At 71.8% G+C, this 21,604-nt stretch carries 20 protein-coding genes; 18 read left to right on the top strand and 2 right to left on the bottom strand.

All coding sequences use genetic code 11. The features are described from left to right. Positions 1–22: 22 nt before the first annotated feature. From ABT297_RS25435 to ABT297_RS25425, 3 genes are all read left to right on the top strand, one after another. A complete protein-coding gene (locus tag ABT297_RS25435; protein WP_345124836.1) occupies positions 23–217 on the top strand; it encodes a hypothetical protein in 195 nt (64 codons plus the stop codon). 221 nt (positions 218–438) lie between these two features. Next, positions 439–4,011: a chromosome segregation protein SMC gene (gene smc, locus ABT297_RS25430; RefSeq protein ID WP_350553933.1), complete on the top strand. Its 3,573-nt coding sequence runs from the start codon at positions 439–441 to the stop codon at positions 4,009–4,011. Continuing rightward, complete coding sequence (locus tag ABT297_RS25425; RefSeq protein WP_350553931.1) at positions 4,008–4,625, top strand: HAD family hydrolase; 618 nt, start codon at positions 4,008–4,010, stop codon at positions 4,623–4,625. Before smc ends, ABT297_RS25425 begins: the two co-directional genes overlap by 4 nt. Positions 4,626–4,860: 235 nt before the next feature. Here the strand turns inward: ABT297_RS25425 and ABT297_RS25420 are convergent, their stop codons facing one another. Then, positions 4,861–5,343 (bottom strand): glutathione peroxidase, encoded by a 483-nt coding sequence (locus tag ABT297_RS25420; RefSeq protein WP_350553929.1) that lies wholly within the window; start codon positions 5,341–5,343, stop codon positions 4,861–4,863. A gap of 244 nt (positions 5,344–5,587) precedes the next feature. On the opposite strand from ABT297_RS25420, the gene ABT297_RS25415 reads away from it, so the two are divergent. Further along, entirely contained in the window at positions 5,588–6,022 is a 435-nt protein-coding gene (locus ABT297_RS25415) for an NUDIX hydrolase (RefSeq protein WP_350553927.1), read from the top strand. 97 nt (positions 6,023–6,119) lie between these two features. Here ABT297_RS25415 and ABT297_RS25410 read toward each other — a convergent pair whose 3' ends face one another. Continuing rightward, the gene (locus tag ABT297_RS25410; protein WP_350553925.1) at positions 6,120–7,775 is read right to left on the bottom strand and encodes an alkaline phosphatase D family protein; all 1,656 of its coding nucleotides are present in this window, start codon (positions 7,773–7,775) and stop codon (positions 6,120–6,122) included. Between the two features lie 120 nt (positions 7,776–7,895). On the opposite strand from ABT297_RS25410, the gene ftsY reads away from it, so the two are divergent. The 14 genes from ftsY (at position 7,896) to rplS (ending at position 21,570) form a co-directional block, all read left to right on the top strand. Beyond that, the gene (ftsY, locus tag ABT297_RS25405; RefSeq protein WP_350553923.1) at positions 7,896–9,101 is read left to right on the top strand and encodes a signal recognition particle-docking protein FtsY; all 1,206 of its coding nucleotides are present in this window, start codon (positions 7,896–7,898) and stop codon (positions 9,099–9,101) included. Positions 9,102–9,204: 103 nt separating this feature from the next. Beyond that, positions 9,205–9,993, top strand: a complete 789-nt coding sequence (locus tag ABT297_RS25400) for a phosphotransferase (protein ID WP_350553921.1) — start codon at positions 9,205–9,207, stop codon at positions 9,991–9,993. Between the two features lie 174 nt (positions 9,994–10,167). Continuing rightward, positions 10,168–11,553, top strand: a complete 1,386-nt coding sequence (locus ABT297_RS25395) for an ammonium transporter (RefSeq protein WP_350553919.1) — start codon at positions 10,168–10,170, stop codon at positions 11,551–11,553. A gap of 27 nt (positions 11,554–11,580) precedes the next feature. Beyond that, positions 11,581–11,919, top strand: coding sequence for a P-II family nitrogen regulator (locus tag ABT297_RS25390; protein ID WP_190249674.1), 339 nt, complete (start codon positions 11,581–11,583; stop codon positions 11,917–11,919). 10 nt (positions 11,920–11,929) lie between these two features. Next, positions 11,930–14,188, top strand: a complete 2,259-nt coding sequence (locus ABT297_RS25385) for a [protein-PII] uridylyltransferase (RefSeq protein ID WP_350553916.1) — start codon at positions 11,930–11,932, stop codon at positions 14,186–14,188. Between the two features lie 414 nt (positions 14,189–14,602). After that, positions 14,603–16,141, top strand: a complete 1,539-nt coding sequence (gene ffh, locus ABT297_RS25380) for a signal recognition particle protein (protein WP_350553914.1) — start codon at positions 14,603–14,605, stop codon at positions 16,139–16,141. A gap of 124 nt (positions 16,142–16,265) precedes the next feature. Continuing rightward, entirely contained in the window at positions 16,266–17,372 is a 1,107-nt protein-coding gene (locus ABT297_RS25375) for an amidohydrolase family protein (protein WP_350553969.1), read from the top strand. Positions 17,373–17,562: 190 nt separating this feature from the next. Continuing rightward, a complete protein-coding gene (locus ABT297_RS25370) occupies positions 17,563–18,162 on the top strand; it encodes a ribonuclease FAU-1 family protein (RefSeq protein WP_502885644.1) in 600 nt (199 codons plus the stop codon). 29 nt (positions 18,163–18,191) lie between these two features. Continuing rightward, on the top strand, positions 18,192–18,815 hold the full coding sequence (locus ABT297_RS25365; RefSeq protein ID WP_350553967.1) for a ribonuclease FAU-1 family protein: 624 nt from the start codon (positions 18,192–18,194) through the stop codon (positions 18,813–18,815). A 302-nt stretch (positions 18,816–19,117) separates the two neighbouring features. Next, positions 19,118–19,579 (top strand): 30S ribosomal protein S16, encoded by a 462-nt coding sequence (rpsP, locus tag ABT297_RS25360; RefSeq protein WP_350553910.1) that lies wholly within the window; start codon positions 19,118–19,120, stop codon positions 19,577–19,579. Further along, complete coding sequence (locus ABT297_RS25355) at positions 19,554–19,811, top strand: RNA-binding protein (protein ID WP_260727562.1); 258 nt, start codon at positions 19,554–19,556, stop codon at positions 19,809–19,811. Before rpsP ends, ABT297_RS25355 begins: the two co-directional genes overlap by 26 nt. Positions 19,812–19,818: 7 nt before the next feature. Then, positions 19,819–20,367 (top strand): ribosome maturation factor RimM, encoded by a 549-nt coding sequence (gene rimM / locus ABT297_RS25350; protein ID WP_350553965.1) that lies wholly within the window; start codon positions 19,819–19,821, stop codon positions 20,365–20,367. After that, positions 20,364–21,080: a tRNA (guanosine(37)-N1)-methyltransferase TrmD gene (gene trmD / locus ABT297_RS25345; protein ID WP_350553908.1), complete on the top strand. Its 717-nt coding sequence runs from the start codon at positions 20,364–20,366 to the stop codon at positions 21,078–21,080. The genes rimM and trmD overlap by 4 nt, the downstream gene beginning before the upstream one ends. A gap of 130 nt (positions 21,081–21,210) precedes the next feature. Continuing rightward, positions 21,211–21,570, top strand: a complete 360-nt coding sequence (gene rplS / locus ABT297_RS25340) for a 50S ribosomal protein L19 (RefSeq protein ID WP_350553906.1) — start codon at positions 21,211–21,213, stop codon at positions 21,568–21,570. Positions 21,571–21,604 lie beyond the last annotated feature (34 nt).

The following is a 21,604-nucleotide window of genomic DNA, read 5'->3' as shown; positions in this document are numbered from 1 at the left end:
CTGCGCTTAACAAGGAGACGATATGGCTAAGGCCCTCTTCGGCCACGTAGGCAGCGCGCCCGATCGGCGTCTTGTCGACGAGGTCACCCAACTGCGCGCCAAGGTTCGGGCGCTCGAGTTCGAGGTCGTGCGGCTGCGTGCCGAGAACGACCGGCTTGCTGCAGCGGCGTCAGAGGCGGACCAACTGGTCCGGCTCGTCGAGCCGGCGATGGCCTGAACACCTCAGGACACCGCAACCTGCGCAGAACTACACAGTAAACCCGCGCGCCGACATCCAATGGGTCTCGGCGCGCAGTCATGTAACGACCCGGTTGTCCGGTTGGTTGCGGGCGAGCGCTGTGTCCACGACACGCGCATTATGGTGTGCGGTGCTGCGGGTGCGGGTAGTGTCCCGGCGGTAGTCTGCCCGGTAAGACACCTCGACCACCGTGGAGATCCGTGCATCTCAAGAGCCTGACGGTCAAGGGCTTCAAGTCCTTCGCGTCCGCCACCACGCTGAAGCTCGAACCGGGCATCACCTGCGTCGTCGGGCCCAACGGCTCCGGCAAGTCCAACGTGGTCGACGCGATTGCCTGGGTGCTGGGTGAGCAGGGAGCCAAGGCCCTGCGCGGCGGCAAGATGGAGGACGTCATCTTCGCCGGCACCGCCAGCCGGGCCCCGCTGGGACGCGCCGAGGTGACCCTCACGATCGACAACGCCGACGGTGCGTTGCCGATCGACTACACCGAGGTGTCGATCACTCGCCGGATGTTCCGCTCGGGCGAGAGCGAGTACGAGATCAACAACAACCAGTGCCGCCTGCTCGACATCCAGGAACTGCTCTCCGACTCCGGCATCGGCCGCGAGATGCACGTGATCGTCGGCCAGAATCGCCTCGACGGCGTCCTGCACGCCCGGCCCGAGGACCGCCGCGCCTTCATCGAGGAGGCCGCCGGGGTGCTGAAGCACCGCAAGCGTAAAGAGAAGGCCGTCCGCAAGCTCGAGGCGATGCAGGCCAACCTCAACCGCCTCGGCGACCTCACCACCGAGCTGCGCCGCCAGCTCAAGCCGCTCGGGCGCCAGGCCGAGGTCGCCCGCCGCGCCGCCGGCATCCAGGCCGACCTGCGCGACGCCCGGCTGCGCCTGCTCGCCGACGACCTCGCCACGCTGCGCGAGACGCTCAACCGGGAGATCGCCGACGAGACCGCGCTGCGCGCCCGCCGCGAGGAGGTCGAGGCCGAGGTCGAAACGATCAACGAGCGGCTCGCCGCGCTCGAGGCCGAGCACGCCGCCGACGCGCCCGTCCTCGCCGAGGCGCAGGACACGTGGTACCAGCTGTCGACCCTGCAGGAGCGGTACCGCTCGCTGCACCAACTGGCCGCCGAGCGGCACCGCAACCTCTCCGCCGCACCCGTCGAGGAGCGGCCTGGCCGCGACCCCGACCAGCTCACCGCCGAGGCCGAGAGGGTCCGCGAGCAGGAGGAGGAGCTGCGGGCCGCGCTGGAGGCCAGCCAGGAGCGCCTCGCCGACGCCGTGGAGCGCCGCCAGGACATGGAGCGCCGCCTCGCCTTCGCCGAGAGGGCCATCGTCGCCGCGCACAAGGCCATCGCCGACCGCCGCGAGGGCCTCGCCAAGCTCGCCGGGCAGGTCGAGTCGGCACGCTCCCGCACGACCGCCGCCGCGGACGAGATCGAGCGTCTCGCGGTACAACTGGCTGAGGCCGAGGCACGCGCGGACGCCGCGCAGGGCCTCTATGACGAGGCGAGCGCCGGCGCGTCCGTCGCGGACAACGCCAACGCCGACCTCGAGATGCGCCACCAGGAGGCGACGCGCGAGCTCGACGCGATCAACAATGAGGTTCGGCAGCACAACGACGCCGAGCGCGCCGCCGAGAAGGACGCCGCGCAGTGGAAGGCCCGTGAGGAGGCGCTCGCGATGGGCCTGCGCCGCAAGGACGGCGCCGGGACCCTGCTGGCCCGCGCGGAGCGCATCCCCGGCCTGCTCGGCAGCGTCGCGGCCCTGCTGTCGGTCGAGGCCGGGCACGAGGCCGCCCTGGCCGCCGCGCTCGGCGCCCTCGCCGACGCCGTCGCGGTCGCCGGGGTGGACGGCGCGGTCGCCGCCGTCGAGATGCTCAAGCAGGACGACGCCGGCCGCGCCGCGCTGCTCATCGCGTCCGCGCCGATGCTCGACGCCGCGCCGGTCGAACGGGTGCCGCTGCCCCCGGGCGCCGCGTGGGCCATGGACCTCGTGCGCGCCCCCGAGGAACTGCGCCCGGCCCTGGAGCGCGCCCTCGGTGACGTCGTGTTCGCCCCCGACCTCGCCACCGCGCGGCGCATCGTCTCCTACGCGCCCGCGCTGCGTGCCGTCACGCCCGACGGCGACGTCATCGGCGCCTACGCGGCCGCCGGCGGCTCGGGCAAGCAGCACAGCTTCATCGAGGTCCAGGCCGCCGTCGAGGAGGCCCGCCAGCAGAAGGTCGACGCCGAGCGCCGCGTCGCCGAGGCCCGGGAGCTGCTGACCCTGGCCCGCAACGCGGCCGCCGGCGCCAAGCAGGTCGTCGCCGAGACCGCCGCGGCCAAGAAGGAGGCCGACAGCGCGCGCAACGCGGCCGCACGGCGCCTCGCAGAGCTCGGCGCCGCCGCCAAGTCCGCCCGTGCCGAGGTGGAGCGGCACGCCGCGGCGAAGGCCAAGGCCGAGACGGCCCGCGAGTCCGGCCTGGCCAGCCTCACCGAGCTGGAGGAGCGCCTCGCCCTCGCCGAGGAGACTCCGATCGACGAGGACCCCTCGACCCTGGAGCGCGACGACCTGGCCGGCGAGGTGCCGATCGCGCGGCAGCAGGAGATGGAGGTCCGGCTCGCGGTACGCACCGCTGAGGAGCGCGTCGGTGCGCTCGCCGGCCGCGCGGACGGGCTGCTGCGCCAGGCCGCGGCCGAGCGCGCCGCCCGGGAGCGGGCCGCCGCCCGCAAGGCCACCCGCGCCCGTGGCGCCCGCGTCGCGGAGACCGTCGCCAACGGCGCCGCGTTCGCCCTGGAGCGCCTGGGCGACTCCATCGCCGAGGCGCAGGAGACCCGCGACACCCTCGCCGCCACGCGCGCGGAGCGCGAGACCACCCTCACCGGCGTGCGCGGACGCGCCAAGCACCTCACCGCAGAGCTCGATCGGCTCACCAGCGCCGTGCACCGCGACGAGGTCGCCCGGGCCGAGCAGCGGATGCGCATCGAGCAGCTCGAGGCCCGCTCCGCCGAGGAGTTCGGCCTCGACGCCGACACGCTCGTCGCGGAGTACGGCCCCCACCTGCCTGTGCCACCGACCGCGCCGGAGATCGCCGCGGCGGAGGCAGACGGCCGCCCCGCGCCCGAGCCGGTGCCCTTCGACCGGGCCACCCAGGAGAAGCGCGCCGCCAAGGCCGAGCGTGAGCTCAACCTTCTCGGCAAGGTCAACCCCCTCGCCCTGGAGGAGTTCGCGGCGATGGAGGAGCGCTACAAGTTCCTCTCCGACCAGCTCGAGGACCTCAAGGCGACCCGGCGCGACCTGCTCACCGTCGTCAAGGACGTCGACGACCGCATCCTTGAGGTCTTCACCAGCGCGTACCACGACACCGCCCGCGAGTTCGAGCAGGTCTTCTCGGTGCTCTTCCCGGGCGGCGAGGGTCGCCTCGTGCTCACGGACCCCGAGGACATGCTCACCACCGGCATCGAGGTCGAGGCCCGCCCGCCGGGCAAGAAGATCAAGCGCCTCTCGCTGCTGTCCGGCGGTGAGCGCTCCCTCACCGCCGTCGCGCTGCTCTGCGCGATCTTCCGCGCCCGCCCCAGCCCCTTCTACATCATGGACGAGGTCGAGGCCGCCCTGGACGACGTCAACCTGGGCCGCCTCATCACGCTGTTCGAGCAGCTCCGCGAGCGCAGCCAGCTGATCATCATCACCCACCAGAAGCGCACGATGGAGGTCGCCGACGCACTTTACGGCGTCACCATGCGCTCCGGCGTCACGGAGGTCATCTCCCAGCGCCTACGAACGGAAGAGGCAGCGTGACTCAAGCGCCAACGGCCCTGCTCATCGATTTCGACGGGGTCCTGCGCACGTTCGACCCGTCGATCAACGCCAAGATCGAGCAGCGGTACGGCCTGGAGCCCGGCACGGTCCTCGACGTCGCCCTCGAGTGGGATCGCCTGCTGCCGGCCATCACGGGCCGCATCACGCGCTCCGAGTGGCTCGCCACGGTCGCGGCCGCCCTGGCCGAGCGGGTGGGCGGTCCGCAGCGCGCCGCCGAGCTGATGGAGGAGTGGGTCGTCTATCCGGGCGTCGTATCGCCGGAGGTACTGCAGTTCGTCCGCGACGTCCGCGCCGCTGGCCACCCCGTCTGCATCGCCACCAACTCCACCGTCGAGTTCCGCGACGTGCTCAAGTCCTTCGACCTGGTCGACGAGTTCGACGCGGTCGCCAACTCCGCCGAGATCGGCGTGCACAAGCCGGCCAAGGAGTACTTCCTCGCCGCGTGCACACTCGTCGACACCCCGCCCGCGCGCTGCATGCTCGTAGACGACACGGACCGCATGATCCGTGGCGCCCGCGCGGCCGGCCTTTCCGCGTACCGCTACACGCCCGGCGACGACCTTTCCTACCCGCGCCGGGCCTTCGGCCTGTGACCGGGCACCCTCTGCGCCCGGTCACCGCCGTTGTCCGATATCTACTGTGGCCGCGCCTCTGCCGCTTTGCTTCAGCCTCTGCCTGGGGCTGAGGCCTGTCCAGAGGCAGGCTCTACCCGGTCTGAGGTATGCCCGGAGGCTGGCTCTGCCTGCTCTGAGGTGTGTCTCCAGAGGTCGGCTCTGCCTGGTCTGAGGGGTGCCCAGAGGCCGGCTTTGCCGTGTGTTTGAGGTCGGTCTAGAGGCTGGCCTCGACCGCCTTGACCACCTCGTCCGACTTGGGCTCCGTCCGCGGACCGAACCGCGCCGCGACGGTCCCGTCGCCGGCCACGAGGAACTTCTCGAAGTTCCACCGGATGTCCCCGGTGTGCCCCTCGGCATCCGCGGCGGCCGTCAGCAAGTCGTACAGCGGGTGCCGCCCCTCCCCGTTGACCTCGACCTTCTCCGTCATCGGGAACGTCACACCATAGGTGGTGCTGCAGAACTCGGCGATCTCCTCAGAGGTGCCTGGCTCCTGCCCAGCGAACTGGTTGCACGGCACCCCGAGGACGGAGAAGCCTCGCCCCGAGTACTCCTTGTGCAGCGCCTCCAGGTCGGTGTACTGCGGCGTAAGCCCGCACCGCGAGGCCACGTTGACCACGAGGACGGGCCGCCCGCGGAACTGCCCGAGGTCGAGCGGCTTGCCCTGCAGGTCGGCGATCTCGATGTCATAAAAGCTCATGCCAGCGATCGTATGCCGGTGCCGCGCCCACCCACCGCGGCCCGGCGCCCCTGCCCGGCGCCTACCGCCCCGCTCCCTCGGCGCCCGCGCGTGCTCACGGCCGCGCGTTTGATGGTCCGCGCGCTCGCGTCCGCGTGCTTGAATCCGCGTTCGTCGTCCGTCGTTGCGCGCGCTCCGTGCATTTGGGTGGCGACGGCCGGGGTTGGTTCGAGGCTGCGAATGAGCGGGCGGCCTAAGGTGAGGCGTGACCGGTCACCAACTCGCGGTCGGCGCCGTACTGCGCCGCGGCAAGGACATTCTGCTGATCAGCGACCCGCCGGACTGGGCACTGCCCGGCGGGTCGGTGGAGCCGGGCGAGCCCCTCCTGATGAAGGTGGCCCGGGAGACAGGCTTCACATCGGTCCTTCCGGAGCGTCTCCTCTGGGTCGCCCGCTACCCGGCGGCCGGCGTCGAGTACGAAATGCTGGGCTTCGAGGTGACCGGCGTCGGTCAGCACGACGGCTCGGGAGCCTGGGTGCCGCTCCCGGAGGCGGTGGACCGGCTCGGTCGCATGTGGTTCGCCCCCATCAGGGACCCGGCGGTGGCATATCTCACCGGCCGCGCCCGGGTGGCGACCCTGTGGACCTGGACGGACCTCCACGAACCACCGGTGACCCACCCGCACGTCCCCCCGGCCTGAGCACCACGCGCCTGCGCTTCCGCGCCTGGGCTGGGCCCGCACGCTGCGGTCTGGCCCGAGCGCGTTCGTGGGTATGTCCAGCTATCGCGTCCGAGCGTCAGCTCAGCTTCAGCGCCGCCACCTCGCCCAGCGTCTTGTCCGGCCGGGTGCCCTCGATCGCCACGTGCGCGGTCCGGCCGTCCAGGAGCAGCAGGCCGACCGCGTTGCCGAAGTGGGGGCCTGCGGTCTTGCGCCACCGGACGACCGGCTTGCGCAGGCGCATCATCCGCGCCAGCGACCGCATCATCCGCGCCGCCGGCGGGTTCCAGCCGAGCTTCATCGCGGGGCGGAGGAGCTTCGGCACGTCGTTGTGGACCGGGGAGCAGGTCAGCTGGTGGATCGCGCTGACGACCTCGGGGCCGAGGTCGGCCCGGGCGGCGTACGAGTGGTGAACGTCGCCCGAGAGCACACTGATCGACGCGGGGGCGGGAGAGACGCCGCCGTGACCGGTGCCGACCTGGGCCAGCAGCGCGCTCAGCGCGTCGAACGAGCGGCCGAACGCGGCCCAGTGTTCCAGGTCGCCGGCCTGGCGCAGTTTCTCGCCGAAGCGGCTCACCCAGGCCCGCGGGGACTCCGCCAGGCGCTCGGTCGCGGCCTCGAGGTGGTGGATGGCCGGCGGCAGGAGCCACGGCAGCGACGACCCGATCAGCAGGTGGTCGTAGTCGCCCGCCAGCTGCTTGGCGAACCATGCCCACTCGCTGTCCGGCAGCATCGCCCGCTTGCCCTCCTCCAGCTCGCGGGCGGCGCGGTTGTCGAGCATCACGAGGCGGGTACGGTCGATGTCGACGGTGTAGCTCCATCGGTACGACACGCCGTCGCGATCGGCGCGGGAGCCGAACTCGTCGAGCACCTCGGTGGCGTCGCCGGCCGTGGCGACCGCGGCGTAGACCGGGCACTCCGCCAGCGCGCCCGGGGCCAGGTTGCCCAGGTGCTGGTACACCCAGTACGACGCCAGGCCGGCCTGGATGCGCTGGTCCCACCAGCTGAGCTGGGCCATCCGCTCGCGCCAACGCTGCGAGGTGTTCCAGTCGTCGATGATCTCGTGATCGTCGAAGATCATCACGCTGGGCACGGTGGAGAGCAGCCAGCGGATCTCCGGGTCGCTCCACGAGTCGAGGTACAGCTTCGTGTACTCGTGGAAGTCGACTACCTGCGTCATCGGCGCGTCCGCGCGGCGCCTGCGCTGGCGCCCGCGCAGCCAGCGCTGGATCTTCTCGGGCGTCTCGTCGGCGTATACCTGGTCGCCGAGCAGTATCAGGAGGTCCGGCCACTCCGTCGGCGCGTCCGAGCGGATGGAGGCGATCAGCCGCCCGGCGTATGCGTCCAGCGCGTCCGGAGGGTACCGGGTCACGCTCAGCGGGCTCGCCTCGCGGCAGGAGCCGAACACGAGCCGCACCGGCGCCCCCGCGCGGCGGGTACGGATGACGGGAGGCGGGCACGGATCGTCCGGCCGCGGCCAGACCTCGACGCCGTCGATCTTGACGCGGTACGGCGTGACCGCGCCCCCGGGCAGCCCGGAGACCACGACGAGCGCGTAGTGGTGGCCGTGCGCGGCGAACGTCCGGGCCGTCCCGCCCGCGGGCGCGGCGTCGACCTCGACCGTCGCCGGCCCGGCGGTCTCCACCCACACGGTCGCCCGGTCGCCCTCCACCCGCCGCAGGATCGGGCCGAGGACGAGCGGGCCCCGGTCGGCGTCGAGTTCGGTGTCGGACATGGTGACGCGACCTCCCACGGTGCGGCGGCGGGTGTGACGCGGTGCATCCCGATGATGCTGTCTGGCTCGTCTGGGCGCCACCGCAGGCCACTCGGCGCAGCATCTGGGAGGATTCCAGTCATGGAGTCGTACATCGTCTTCGGCCTGGTGCTGCTCGTCGTGGTGATCGGGGCCACCCTGGCGCTCGTCGCGCCGCGTTTCCGTAAGCCCCCGACACTGCCGCCGGCTCCCCCGGAGCGGGCGCCCACGAAGCAGGTCCCGACCAAGCAGGCGCCCCCGCCGGTCGTCGAGAAGCCCGCCAAGGCCCCCGCACCGGTCGAGGAGAAACCGGTCGCGCAGGCCCCGGCGCCGCCCGTGGTCGAGGCGCCTGCCCCGGCGCCGGCGATCGAGATCCCATTGCCGACCGCCGGTCGGCTCGTGCGCCTCCGCGCGCGCCTGTCGCGCTCGCAGAACATGTTCGGGAAGGGCCTGCTCGCCCTGCTGTCGAGCGACAAGCTCGACGACGACACCTGGGACGAGATCGAGGCGACGCTGATCGGCGCCGACGTCGGCGTGCAGGCGACCACCGAGCTCGTCGCCAAGCTGCGCGAGCGGGCCCGGGTCCACGGCACCGCCTCCGCGGCCGAGCTGCGCGCCATGCTCGCCGCCGAGCTCGTTGCCGCGCTCGAGCCGGACCTGGACCGCTCCCTCGCCGCCACGCCACGCGACGGTCGCCCGGCGGTGCTGCTCGTCGTCGGGGTCAACGGCGCGGGCAAGACCACCACCTGCGGCAAGATCGCCCGCGTGCTGGTCGCCGACGGGCACAGCGTCGTGCTTGGCGCCGCAGACACCTTCCGGGCGGCCGCGGCCGAGCAGCTGACCACGTGGGGCGGGCGGGTCGGCGCCGACGTCGTGCGCGGCCCGGAGGGGGCCGATCCGGCGTCGGTGGCGTTCGACGCGGTGAAACGGGGTATTGACGCTGGTGTGGACACGGTGGTGATCGACACGGCCGGCCGGCTGCAGAACAAGGTCGGCCTGATGGACGAGCTGGGCAAGGTCAAGCGGGTCGTCGAGAAGCACGGGCCGGTCGACGAGACGCTGCTCATCCTGGACGCCACGACCGGCCAGAACGGGCTGGAGCAGGCGCGCGTGTTCACCGAGGTCGTCGACGTCACCGGCGTGGTGCTGACCAAGCTCGACGGAACCGCCAAGGGCGGGATCGTCATCGCGGTTCAGCGCAAACTCGGTATTCCGGTCAAGCTCGTCGGCCTCGGCGAGGGCCCCGATGATCTCGCTCCGTTCGATGCCCGACAGTTCGTCGACGCTCTGGTTGGCGCGGACGCGTAACCTCGGACGGTACTTTGGGATGGTAATGCTCGGCCGTGCTCACTAGCGGCCGGGAAGCAGTAGCACAGCCAGGTTCCCCGGTCAGTCAACGAAGGACGATCACGTGACGCAGCAGGAGATCCCGCTTCACGGCGGGAACACCTCCGTCGTGGTGCGCTCGGGCGACACGGTGCGCCGCAATGCCGGCCCATGGACGCCCGCGGTGCATGCGCTGCTGCGCCACCTCGAGTACGTCGGGTTCACCGGCGCGCCGCGCGCGTTCGGCATCGACGAGCGCGGCCGCGAGGTACTGCAATATCTCGAAGGTGAGTGCGGAGAGTATCCGCTGGCTCCGCACTGGGTGACGGACGAGGCGATGGTCACCGTCGCGACGATGCTGCGGATGTTCCACGACGCCCAGGCGGGCTTCCGGCCGCAGTCCAACGCGGTGTGGCGCTCGTTCGGCCCGCCGCCGCCGGACACCGAGGTCATCTGCCATCACGACGCCGCGCCGCACAACGTCATCTGGCGCCCCGACGGCACCCTGTCGCTGATCGACTTCGACCTCGCCTCGCCCGGCGCGCGGATCTACGACGTGGCGTATGCGGCGTGGACGTGGGTCCCGCTGTTCTCCGACCGCGACTCGTACACGCTGGGCTGGAAGCGCCCGAATCGGCCCCGCCGGCTGCGCATGTTCGCCGACGCCTATGGCCTGACCCCGCGCGACCGGCATCGCCTGGTGCGGGTGATTCGTAAGCGCATCGTCGATCACATCGAGGGTATTCGGCGGATGGCTGCCGCTGGAGACCCCGCCTTCGTGCGTATCGTGCACAAGGGACATCTCCGTCGTCCGGTACGTGACCTGCGGCTGATCGACTACGAATGGCATACGCTCGAGTACGCGCTACGATAGGCGTTCCTCAGTGTGTGAGCGTTTCTTCACACGCTGGAAACATGACGTGACGCGGTAGAAACCGCGCAGCGCCGGTGCGTGAAACGTGAGCCCTGAAAGCTCTCGCGCAACCGGCTGAAGGGCAACGCTGCCTCGACGGTCGGGAGGGAGGATCTCGACTACTAGGAGGCCCGCGTGCCTGAAGCGACCATCGATACCGGCCACACCGCGTGGCTACTCGTATCGACCGCTCTCGTGCTGCTCATGACGCCGGCTTTGGCACTGTTCTACGGTGGCCTGAACCGCTCCAAAGGCGTCCTCAACATGATGATGATGAGCTTCTCGACGATCGGGCTCGTCAGCGTCCTGTGGTTGTTCTACGGCTTCAGCGCGGCGTTCGGCACCGACACCGCCGGCGGCCTGTTCGGTGACCTCGGCCAGTACTTCGGCAGCAAGACGTACATCGACCAGTTTTGGCTCGCGACCAGCGAAAAGCCCAGCGGCATCGGCATCCCGACGTACGTCTTCATGGTCTTCCAGATGACGTTCGCCGTGATCACCGTCGCGCTGATCAGCGGCGCGCTCTCCGACCGGACGAAGTTCGGCGGCTGGCTGGTGTTCGCGTTCGGCTGGGCCACCGTCGTCTACTTCCCGGTCGCCCACAACGTGTGGGGCGGCGGCTGGATCGCTCAGCACCTGCACCCGCTCGACTTCGCCGGTGGCACCGCGGTCCACATCAACGCCGGCGCCGCCGCACTCGGCGTCGTGCTGGTCCTCGGCAAGCGCATCGGCTGGCCACGGGAGAGCATGAAGCCGCACAACGTGCCGTTCGTCGCCCTCGGCGCCGGCCTGCTGTGGTTCGGCTGGTTCGGTTTCAACGCCGGCTCGGAGCTCACCGTCGACGGCGTCACCGGCCTGGCCTTCGTCAACACCCAGGTCGCCACGGCCGCCGCGGTCCTCGGCTGGGTTATCGTCGAGTGGATCCGTGACCGCAAGCCGACCCTCGTCGGCGCGTCCTCCGGCGCGGTCGCCGGCCTGGTCGCGATCACCCCTGCCTGTGGCTTCATCGACTCGTGGGCGGCCGTGCTGCTCGGCCTCGTCGCCGGCATCGTCTGCGCCCTGGCGGTCAGCCTGAAGTACCGCTTCGGCTTCGACGACTCGCTCGACGTGGTCGGCGTCCACTTCGTCGGCGGGTGGATCGGCTCCCTGTGGCTGGGCTTCTTCGCCAACGACAAGCTCAACTCGGCCATCAGCGACGGCCTGGGCGCCAAGAACGGCCTGTTCTTCGGCGGTGGCGCGGGCCAGCTCGGCGCACAGGCCGGCGCGAGCGCTATCGTCACGGTCTACTCGTTCGTGATCGCGTTCGCTCTAGCCTTCATCATCGAGAAGACGATCGGCTTCCGAGTCAGCAGCGAGGCCGAGGTCGAGGGTATCGACATCGCGGAGCACGCGGAGAGCGCCTACGACATCACGCCGGGCACGGGTAGCGCCAGCGGCGCGTTCGCTCTGGCAGGCGTCGGAACGAGCAAGACCCCCGCGCCGGTGGCGGAAGCCCCGGCGTCGGAAACGGTAGCCGGATAGCGTCGAGGAATGTCGGAGGGAATGGGCATGAAGCTGGTGACCGCGGTCATCAAGCCGTATCAGCTCGACGCGGTGAAGGAGGCGCTCCACGCGCTGGGCGTGGCCGGCCTCACCGTGAGCGAGGTTCAGGGGTACGGCCGTCAGAAGGGTCACACCGAGGTCTACCGCGGTGCGGAGTACACGGTGGAGTTCGTCCCCAAGATCCGGGTCGAGATCGTCACCGACGAGCTCGACTTCGAGAAGGTCGTGGACGCCATCGTCACCGCCGCCCGCACCGGGAAGATCGGTGACGGCAAGGTCTGGGTCACGTCGGTCGACGAGGTCGTCCGGGTCCGCACCGGCGAGCGCGGGCTCGACGCCCTCTAAGCCGCTGAACATGACACAACCGTCGACGCCCGCTCCGGTCCTGTCCACCGGGGCGGGCGCCGGCGCACGCACCGAGCGCTCGGACGCGATCGACGAGTGGCTCTCGAAGGTTTTTTCAGAAGCCGGCGGCGGTACCTCGGGTGCCGCGCTCATCGCCGTGGGCGGGCTCGGGCGCCGTGAATGCGCCCCCCGCAGCGACCTCGACCTGGTTCTGCTGCACGACGACGGCGGCACGGGCGCGGAGGCGGCCGCGGACCGGCTCGGCAGCCGCATCTGGTACCAGATCTGGGACGCGAAGTTCGCCCTCGACCACGCCACCCGCAGCCCCCAGCAGGCGCTCGAACTGGCCCGCCAGGACCTCAAGGTGGCCCTCGGCCTGCTCGACGCCCGCCTGGTCGCCGGTGACGCCGAGCTCCTGGCGTGCCTGCACGCCGACGCCGTCGCACAGTGGCGGCGCGAGGCCCGCCACCTGCTGCCCGCGCTGCGCACCCTCACCCAGGAGCGCTGGAAGGCACACGGCGAGCTGGCGTTCCTCCTCGAGGGCGACGTCAAGGAGTCCCGCGGCGGCCTGCGCGACTTCGGCGTCCTGCGGGGCATTGGCTTCGCCGGCGTCGCCGACGGCCCCCGCCCCGCCGTCCGTGGCGCCCACCGCACCCTGCTCGACGTCCGCGACGCCCTGCACGCCGTGCGCGGCCGCCGCGTCGACCGCCTCCTCGCCCAGGACCGCGACGAGGTCGCCGAGCTGCTCGACCTCGGCGACCGGGACGAGGTGCTGCGCCGCATCGCCGAGGCCGCCCGCACCATCGCCTACGCCAGCGACGACGCCTGGCGCGCCGTGGAGCGCTGGTCGGCCCGCAGCGGCCGCGGCCACGAGGAGCGTCGCCCCCTCGCCCGCGACGTCGTCGAGCAGCACGGCGAGGTCGTGCTCGCCCGCGCCGCCGTCACGCCGCGCCCCGACCCGGCCCTGCCCTTGCGCGTGGCCGCGGCCGCCGCCCGCGCCGACCTGCCGATCGCGCACGCCACCCTCGAGTGGCTCGGCAGCTTCGCCGGCCCGATGCCGCGACCCTGGCCCGCCCCCGCGCGCGACGCCCTGCTCACCCTGCTCGGCAGCGGCCCGTCCATGATCTCCGTCTGGGAGGCCTGCGACCGGTACGGCCTGGTCGTCAACTGGCTCCCCGAGTGGGCGCGGGTGCGCAGCCTGCCGCAGCACAACCCGGTGCACCTGTTCACCGTCGACCGGCACCTGGTCGAGACCGCCCGCCAGGCCGCCCGCCTCACCCGCGACGTCGACCGCCCCGACCTGCTCGTGCTCTGCGGCCTGCTGCACGACATCGGCAAGGGCCTCCCCGGCGACCACAGCGTGGTCGGCGCCCCGATCGCTGCCGCCGCGGCGTCCCGCCTGGGCCTCAGCGGGGCCGACGTGGCGCAGGTCGAGAAGGTCGTGCGCCTGCACCTCCTCCTGCCCGACACGGCCACCCGCCGCGACCTGTCCGACCCCCAGACCATCGCCACCGTCGCCGCGGCTGTCGGCGACGCCTCCACCCTCGCCCTGCTGCACGCCCTGACCCGCGCGGACGCGGCCGCCACCGGCCCCGCCGCCTGGTCGGACTGGAAGGGCAGGCTCATCGCCGAGCTCGTCCGCCATGTCGAACGCGCCCTGGACACCGGCGTGGTCGCCGCGCCCCCGTCACCCGCCGCCGCGCTCGCCGCTCCCGAGACCCTCCCATCGGTACTGCTGGACACCGACTCGGTCTCCGTCATCGCCCCCGACCGCCGCGGCCTGCTCGCCGCCGTGGCCGGTTGCCTGTCGTTGCACCGTCTGGACGTGGTCACGGCCGACACGGTCACCGTGGACGGCCTGGCGAGGATGGTCTGCGCCGTCCAGCCCCGCTACGGCGGCGACCTCGACCGCGAGGCGGTGGTCTCCGATCTGCGCCGCGCCGTTACCGGCGCCCTCCCGGTGGCCGAACGCCTCGCCGCTCGCGAACGCTCCACCCGCCGCGGCACCACCGCGCCCCCGCGCGTCGTGTGGCAGCCCCCGTCGGCCGCCACCGACGCCACGGTCCTGGAACTGCGCGCCACGGACACCCCGGGCCTGCTCTTCCGGGTGGCGAGCGCACTGGAGGACATCGGCGCCGACGTACGCTCCGCCCGCATCTCCACCCTGGGCGGCGAGGTCGTCGACGCGTTCTACCTGGCCGGCACCTGGGACGCGGACGCCCGCGCCCGCGTCGAGGCCGCAGTCCTGCAGGCCGCGACTTCATCCTGACGGCAACACCCCTCGCGTCCGCGCCCTCGCGTCCTCGCGCCCGCGTCCTCGCGCCCGCGCCTACGCGGCGCTTCCGGGCGTCCGCGCCCGCGCCTACGCGGCGTTCCCGCGACCACGGGCGTCCGTCTTCACCTCCGAGTCCGCGCCTCCGCACGTGCGTCACGGGCTGCGCCGGTGTGGCGTCTCGAGGCTCGCCGGCGGGGTGAAAGCCTCTTTGCCGTATTCGCGCAATTTCATCGCACGATGGCGGGGCGTCGCCTCGCCGGGCCAGGCGGTGGCGCGGGCGCGGAGAACGTACAGGTCGCGGGCGCCGCGCCGGCGTCCACGCGCGGGCGCGCGGAACTGCGGGCCGCGACGCGCTGTCCGCGGTCGCGTACCCTTCAAGGGACTCCTACACCCGAGGACGGATGCGTCGTGTTTGACACCCTGAGTGACCGGCTTTCCGGCATCTTCTCGAAGCTGCGAAGCAAGGGGCGGCTCACAGACGCCGACGTCGACGCCACCGCACGGGAGATCCGGCTCGCGTTGCTCGAGGCCGACGTCGCGCTGCCCGTGGTCAAGGCGTTCATCGCCCGGCTCAAGGAGCGGGCGCGGGGCGCGGAGGTGTCACAGGCGCTCAACCCGGCCCAGCAGGTCATCAAGATCGTCCATGAAGAGCTCGTGGCGACGCTCGGTGGCGAGGCGCGCCGGCTGCAGTTCGCCAAGAACCCGCCGACCGTGATCATGCTTGCCGGTCTGCAGGGTTCCGGCAAGACCACGCTCGCCGGCAAGCTCGCCCGGTGGCTCAAGGGACAGGGCCACCAGCCGCTGCTCGTCGCCGCCGACCTTCAGCGGCCCAACGCCGTCAACCAGCTGCAGGTCCTCGGTGGCCGCGCGGGCGTTGAGGTGTACGCACCCGAGCCCGGCAACGGTGTCGGCAACCCTGTCCAGGTCGCCCGCGACTCGATCGAACACGCGAAGCGCCAGATGCGCGACATCGTCATCGTCGACACGGCCGGCCGCCTCGGTATCGACGCCGAGATGATGAAGCAGGCCGCCGACATCCGTGACGCCGTCGACCCGGACGAGGTCCTGTTCGTCATCGACGCCATGGTGGGTCAGGACGCGGTCAGCACCGCCGAGGCCTTCCGTGACGGCGTGGGCATCTCCGGCGTCGTGCTGTCCAAGCTCGACGGCGACGCGCGCGGTGGCGCCGCGCTGTCCGTGCGCCACGTCACCGGTCAGCCGATCATGTTCGCCTCCACGGGCGAGAAGCTCGAGGACTTCGACGTCTTCCACCCCGACCGGATGGCCTCGCGCATCCTCGGCATGGGCGACGTGCTCACACTTATCGAGCATGCCGAGCAAGCGTTCGCCGACGACGAGAAGGAGCGGATGGCCGCCAAGCTCATGGGCGGCCAGGAGTTCACCCTCGAGGACTTCCTCGAGCAGTTGCAGGCCGTGCGCCGCATGGGCCCGATCGCCAACGTGCTGGCCATGATGCCGGGCATGAACCAGATGAAGGACCAGCTGGCCGAGATCGACGACAAGCACTTCGACCGGGTCACCGCGATCATCCGCTCAATGACCCCGAAGGAGCGCGCCAACCCGAAGATCCTCAACGCCTCCCGCCGGGTACGCATCGCCAACGGCTCCGGCGTCTCGGTCACCGACGTCAACCAGCTGCTGACCCGCTTCGCCGACGCGCAGAAGATGATGAAGCAGATGGGCGGCATGATGGGCCTGCCCGGTGGCCGCCGCAAGGCCACCAAGTCGCCGAAGAACAAGCGCAAGGGCACGAAGGGCGGCAACAGCGGCGGCATGCGTCAGCCCCGGTTCGGAGGCGGCCTGCCCCAGCTCCCGCCCGGCCTCGACCCGGCCGCGATGGACCCGAACGCGGCGGGCATGCCGCCCGGCTTCCGCCTGCCGAAGCTCGACTTCTCGAAGCTGCAGAAGCGTGACAAGGACGCCTGAACCGCCGGCCGTGACCGTGAACCCCGAGGCGCCCCCGGGCGCGTTCACGGTCGCGATCGAGGGCTCAGGCGGATCCGGCGGCTCGGCCTCGTCCGCCGGCCGGGACGCGCCGGCCGGGTCGGCCGTGGCCACCAGGTCAGCGGCGTACGGACCGGCGCTGCACGTACGAGGGACGCTGCTGCCCTCCGGCGAGCGACGCGACCTCTGGCTGGTGGGTGACCGGGTGACGTTCGAGCCGGTCGCCGGGGCCCTCACCATCGCCGACGAGGGGTTCGTCCTGCCCGGTCTCGTCGATGCCCACTGCCACATCGGTATCCAGTCCGGCGGCAGGCCCTCCGACGACCTCGACGCCGCTCGGTCGCTCGCCGTCGTGGACCGCGACGCGGGCGTGCTGGCGATCCGAGACGCGGGGTCCCCGATCCCGTACCCGTCGCTGGACGACGACCCCGATGTGCCGAGGCTGGCACGGGCGGGGCGGCACGTGGCGCCGCCGAAGCGGTACCTGCGCGACATCGGGGTCGAGGTCGGCGAGGCCGGCCTGACCGGCGAGATCACCCGCCAGGCCGCCCTCGGCAACGGCTGGGTCAAGCTCGTCGGTGACTGGATCGACCGCGACAGCGGCGACCTCGCGCCGGCCTGGGACGTCGCCGCGATGGCCGGCGCGGTCGCGGCCGCGCACGACGCCGGTGCCCGGGTCGCGGTCCACGTGTTCGCCGAGGATTCGGTGTCCGCCCTGGTCCGCGCCGGCGTGGACTCCGTCGAGCACGGCACCGGCCTCGCGGAGGCCGACATCGACGAGATGGCCCGCCGCGGCACCGCCCTCGTCCCGACGATGATCAACATTGCGACGTTCGGCAGTATCGCGGCGCAGGCGCGGGACAAGTTCCCGGCGTACGCCGGCCACATGCTCGCCCTGCGCGACCGCTTTCCGTCCGTGGTCCGCGCCGCGCACGAGGCGGGCGTACCCATCTACGTCGGCAGCGACGCCGGGGGCGGCATCAACCACGGCCTGGCCGCCGAGGAGATGCTCCTGCTGCACCGCGAGGCCGGCCTGTCCGCCGAGGCTGTGCTGCGCTCCGGGTCCTGGGGCGCCCGGGAGTGGCTCGGCTTCCCCGGCCTGGTCGAGGGCGGCCTGGCGGACCTGGTCGTGTACGCCGAGGACCCCCGCCACGACCTCACCACCCTCCTCCGCCCGCGCCGCATCGTCCTGCGCGGCCGCGTGATCCGCTGATCTCCGCCCGCGTCCGCGGCGGCGTTGCCGGAGGCCCGGAAGCGCCGGAGGTGATGTCCGCGTCGGTGCGGCGCCCGCGCGGCGATTGGGGGCGCGCGGCGGGCACCGGGCGCGGGCGCGGAGCCGTACAATCTCCGGTGTGCCGCTGCGTCCCGGAAGACCGGTCCTGCACCGGCACTTCACCCATGACATGCTGGTCTGGGCTCCGCTGACCCGGGTGGTCTCCGACGACGAGCGGGGCACGCGGCTGTGGCTCGCGACCGGCAGCCCGCTCATCCGTCAGGTGAGCGAGGACGGCCTCGGGCCGCGTGACATGCCCTTCGGCGAGTGGATCGAGGCGCCGAAGAAGATCATCCAGGATGTGTACCGCGGGCCGAGCACGCTGAAGTTTCATCCGCTCGGGGCCGCGTTCTCCGTGTGGTGGCTCTTCGACCCGCAGGGCGGCTTCCGCGCGTGGTACGTGAATCTCGAGGAGCCGGGTGTCACCTGGGACGACGGCGCGGTCGCCGGCATCGACCTGACGGACCAGGACCTCGACATCTGGGTCTGGCCCGACCGCCGCTGGGACTGGAAGGACGCGGACGAGCTCGAGGAGCGCCTCGCGTACCCGGGCGCGTACTGGGTCGATGACCCCGAGGCCGTGTGGGCGCAGGGCCGCGAGGTCGTGCCCGCTATCGAGGCCGGGGCGTGGCCGTTCGACGGCACGTGGACCGACTTCCGGCCGCCGGCCGGGTGGACCGTCCCGGAGCCTGTGACCGAGGGCTGGGACCGGCCGAGGGAGCGCGGTTGAGCGTCGTCTTCACGCCCGGCCAGGTGATCATGCATCGCAACGTGCGGCGGGGGCGGATCGGCTGGGTGCGCCCCGCCCGCGTGGTGTCCGACGACGAGCGCGGACTGCTGATCTGGATCACCCGGCACACGCCGGTGGTGAACGAGGTCTCCGGCGACGGGCGAGGGATGCGCACGATGCCGTTCGCCGAGTACGTCACGCTCGGCACCGGGCTCAAGCACGGCACCTGGAACGGGCCCGGGGTGCTGAAGCTGCACCGGCCCGGTGACCCCGCGCACTCAGTGTGGTGGTTCCGCGACGACGCCGACGTCTTCACGGGGTGGTACGTCAACCTCGAACGCCCGGCGATCCGCTGGAGCGACCCGGGCGGCGCGTCCGGGGTCGACGTGACCGACGAGGACCTCGACGTCCTCGTCGCGCCCGACCGCAGCTGGCAGTGGAAGGACGAGGAGGAGTTCCTCGAGCGCCTCGCGATTCCGGAGCACTACTGGGTCGCGGACGAGGCGGCGGTACGCGAGGAGGGCCTCCGCGTCATCAAGGAGATCGAGGCCGGCGGGTTCCCGTTCGACGGCACGTGGACGGACTTCATGCCGCCGCCGGAGTGGAAGATCCCAGGCCTCGAGCCGGGCTGGGACCGCCCGCCGCTGCGCTGAGTGGCGCGCCTGGCGCGGGCGCGGAGGCAGCGCGGCCGCGACATGGAGGCGAGCGCGGCGCAGGAGCCCAGAGAACGGCGCGGAGCCAACTCGCTGATCGGGAACGAGGCGGACGGCCGCCAGGACCGGGGCCCGTTTTTGCCCGCGATAGCGGGTCTGGCAGAATGGTCTGCTGGTATCCGGTGTGCGTCCGAGCCCTCTAACCCGGCGTTACGCCAGTCCAACAGAGCAGCCGACGGCACCATCCCCACGGTGTCCGGGCGGTCGCTCGGCTTCCAACAGATCCAGGAGCGAGCAACCAAGTGGCCGTCAAGATCCGGCTCCTGCGGATGGGCAAGATCCGCAACCCGCAGTACCGCATCGTCGTCGCCGACTCGCGCACCAAGCGCGACGGCCGGGCGATCGAATTCGTCGGGCTGTACCACCCGAAGGAGGAGCCCTCGCGCATCGAGGTCAACTCCGACCGCGTCCAGCACTGGCTCTCCGTCGGCGCGCAGCCGAGCGAGGCCGTGCGGGCAATCCTGTCGAAGACCGGCGACTGGCAGAAGTTCAAGGGTCTGCCCGCGCCGGCCGAGCCGCTGAAGGTGGCCGCTGCGGCCCCCGACCGCCGCGCGACGTACGAGGCCGAGGCCCAGGCCGCCGCCGGCCTGGCCGCCGCACCGAAGGCGAAGAAGACCGCCGAACCGAAGAAGAAGGCCGAGGCCGAGGCTCCGGCCGCACAGGCGGAGGAGCAGTCCGGTGCCGGCGCCGGCGCGGAGGCCTGACGTGTTGCGCCCAGCGCTCGAGCACCTGGTCAAGGGCATCGTCGACAACCCCGACGACGTCCGCGTCCGCATGGTCGACTCACGTCGCGGTCAGCGGCTGGAGATCCGGGTCAACCCGGAGGATCTCGGCACGGTGATCGGGCGCGGTGGCCGCACGGCCAAGGCGCTGCGGCAGGTCATCACGTCGATCGGCGGGCGCGGAGTGCGCGTCGAGATCGTCGACGCGTACTGAACGCATGCTGCTCGTCGTCGGCCAGGTGATCCGCGCGCACGGCGTCCGGGGCGAAGTCCTCGTGGACGTGCGCACGGATGCGCCGGCAGAGCGTTTCGCCGTCGGGTCGGTCCTCCAGACCGACTCGACGGCGGTGCGGCGTCCGCAGATCGTCCCTCCCGGCGCCTGGCAGCCTCCGCCGGTGCTCACCATCGAGTCGGTACGCCCGCATCAGGGCCGCCTCCTGGTGGTCTTCGAGGGTATTTACGATCGGAACCTCGCCGAGGACCTGCGCGGCGTCCTGTTGTGCGTGGACAGCGCCACGATCCCGGCCAGCGAGGACCCCGACGAGTTCAACGACTACGAGCTCATCGGCCTCGACGTCGTCGATGCCGCGGGGGAGCGGGTCGGCGAGCTGCTGCGCATCGACCACGTGCCCGCGCACGACCTGCTGGTAGTGCGGCTCGAGGACGGGCGCACCGGCCTGGTGCCGTTCGTGCGCGAGATCGTGCCCGAGGTCGACGTGCCCGGGCGCCGCATCGTGATCACCCCGCCGGAAGGCCTGTTCGACCTATGAGGGTCGACGTCGTCACGATCTTCCCCGAGTACCTCGCGCCGCTGGACCTGTCGCTCATCGGCAAGGCCCGCGCGAACGGAACCCTGCGGCTGGCCGTCCACGACCTGCGCCGGTGGACCCACGACGTGCACCGCACCGTCGACGACACCCCCTATGGCGGCGGCCCCGGCATGGTCATGCGCCCCGAGCCGTGGGGCCAGGCTCTCGACGAGCTGGCCGGCCCGGACACGCACCTGATCGTCCCCAGCCCGGCCGGAGCGCCGTTCACCCAGGCGACCGCGCGCGCCCTGGCCGCGGAGGAGCACCTGCTGTTCGCCTGCGGCCGCTATGAGGGCATCGACCAGCGGGTCTTCGATCACGCCGCGACCCGGATGCGGGTGAGCGAGATCTCCCTGGGTGACTACGTGCTCTTCGGCGGCGAGGTCGCGGTCCTCGTGGTGCTGGAGGCGATCACCCGGTTGCTGCCCGGTGTGCTGGGCAACGCCGACTCGCTCGTGGACGAGTCACACGCCGACGGCGTTCTCGAGGCCCCGATGTACACGAAGCCGCCCAGCTGGCGCGGCCTGGACGTACCGGAGATCCTGCGCTCCGGTGACCACGGACGTATCGCCCGGTGGCGGCGCGAGCGGGCGCTGCAGCGCACCGCGGAGCGGCGTCCAGACCTCATCGAGGCACTGGAGCGGCGGGCCCGCGGTACCGATCAAGGGGCCTGATTTCAGGTTCGGCGCGTCGATGTGGCAAAGTGGTGAGGTTGCTGCGGGCTGATGCGCCCGCACCAATGATCATCTAACCCTCGCGCGCCGCGGAAATCGGGCGTGCCTTGAGTGACGAGGAACAGCCGCGATGAACACGCTGGACGCGCTGGACGCACAGTCGCAGCGGACCGATATCCCGAGCTTCCGCGCTGGCGACACCATCAAGGTGCACGCCCGGGTCGTCGAGGGCAACCGGTCCCGGGTCCAGGTCTTCCAGGGCGTCGTGATCCGTCGCCAGGGCGCCGGCCTGCGGGAGACCTTCTCGGTTCGCAAGGTGAGCTTCGGCGTCGGCGTCGAGCGCACCTACCCGGTCAACAGCCCGGCCGTCGACAAGATCGAGGTCGTGACGCGCGGCGACGTGCGCCGCGCCAAGCTGTACTACCTGCGCGATCTCCGGGGCAAGAAGGCCAAGATCAAGGAGAAGCGCGAGACTCGGGTCAGCAGCTGACCGCGCGTTTCGCTGGATCGTCGTCAGGGAGGGG

Origin of the sequence: Dactylosporangium sp. NPDC000555 (assembly GCF_040300025.1) — a bacterium.
In the GTDB taxonomy this organism is placed as follows: Bacteria; Actinomycetota; Actinomycetes; order Mycobacteriales; family Micromonosporaceae; genus Dactylosporangium.
This window is presented reverse-complemented; position numbering and strand designations above follow the sequence as displayed.

What these genes read in the sequence shown, in the direction of transcription:
- ABT297_RS25435 (WP_345124836.1), top strand. Translation starts at nt 23, where the DNA reads ATGGCTAAGGCCCTCTTCGGCCACGTAGGCAGCGCGCCCGATCGGCGT.
- ABT297_RS25420 (WP_350553929.1), bottom strand. Translation starts at nt 5,343, where the DNA reads ATGAGCTTTTATGACATCGAGATCGCCGACCTGCAGGGCAAGCCGCTC.
- ABT297_RS25410 (WP_350553925.1), bottom strand. Translation starts at nt 7,775, where the DNA reads ATGTCCGACACCGAACTCGACGCCGACCGGGGCCCGCTCGTCCTCGGC.
- ftsY (WP_350553923.1), top strand. Translation starts at nt 7,896, where the DNA reads ATGGAGTCGTACATCGTCTTCGGCCTGGTGCTGCTCGTCGTGGTGATC.
- ABT297_RS25390 (WP_190249674.1), top strand. Translation starts at nt 11,581, where the DNA reads ATGAAGCTGGTGACCGCGGTCATCAAGCCGTATCAGCTCGACGCGGTG.
- ABT297_RS25385 (WP_350553916.1), top strand. Translation starts at nt 11,930, where the DNA reads ATGACACAACCGTCGACGCCCGCTCCGGTCCTGTCCACCGGGGCGGGC.
- ABT297_RS25370 (WP_502885644.1), top strand. Translation starts at nt 17,563, where the DNA reads ATGCTGGTCTGGGCTCCGCTGACCCGGGTGGTCTCCGACGACGAGCGG.
- ABT297_RS25365 (WP_350553967.1), top strand. Translation starts at nt 18,192, where the DNA reads ATGCATCGCAACGTGCGGCGGGGGCGGATCGGCTGGGTGCGCCCCGCC.
- trmD (WP_350553908.1), top strand. Translation starts at nt 20,364, where the DNA reads ATGAGGGTCGACGTCGTCACGATCTTCCCCGAGTACCTCGCGCCGCTG.
- rplS (WP_350553906.1), top strand. Translation starts at nt 21,211, where the DNA reads ATGAACACGCTGGACGCGCTGGACGCACAGTCGCAGCGGACCGATATC.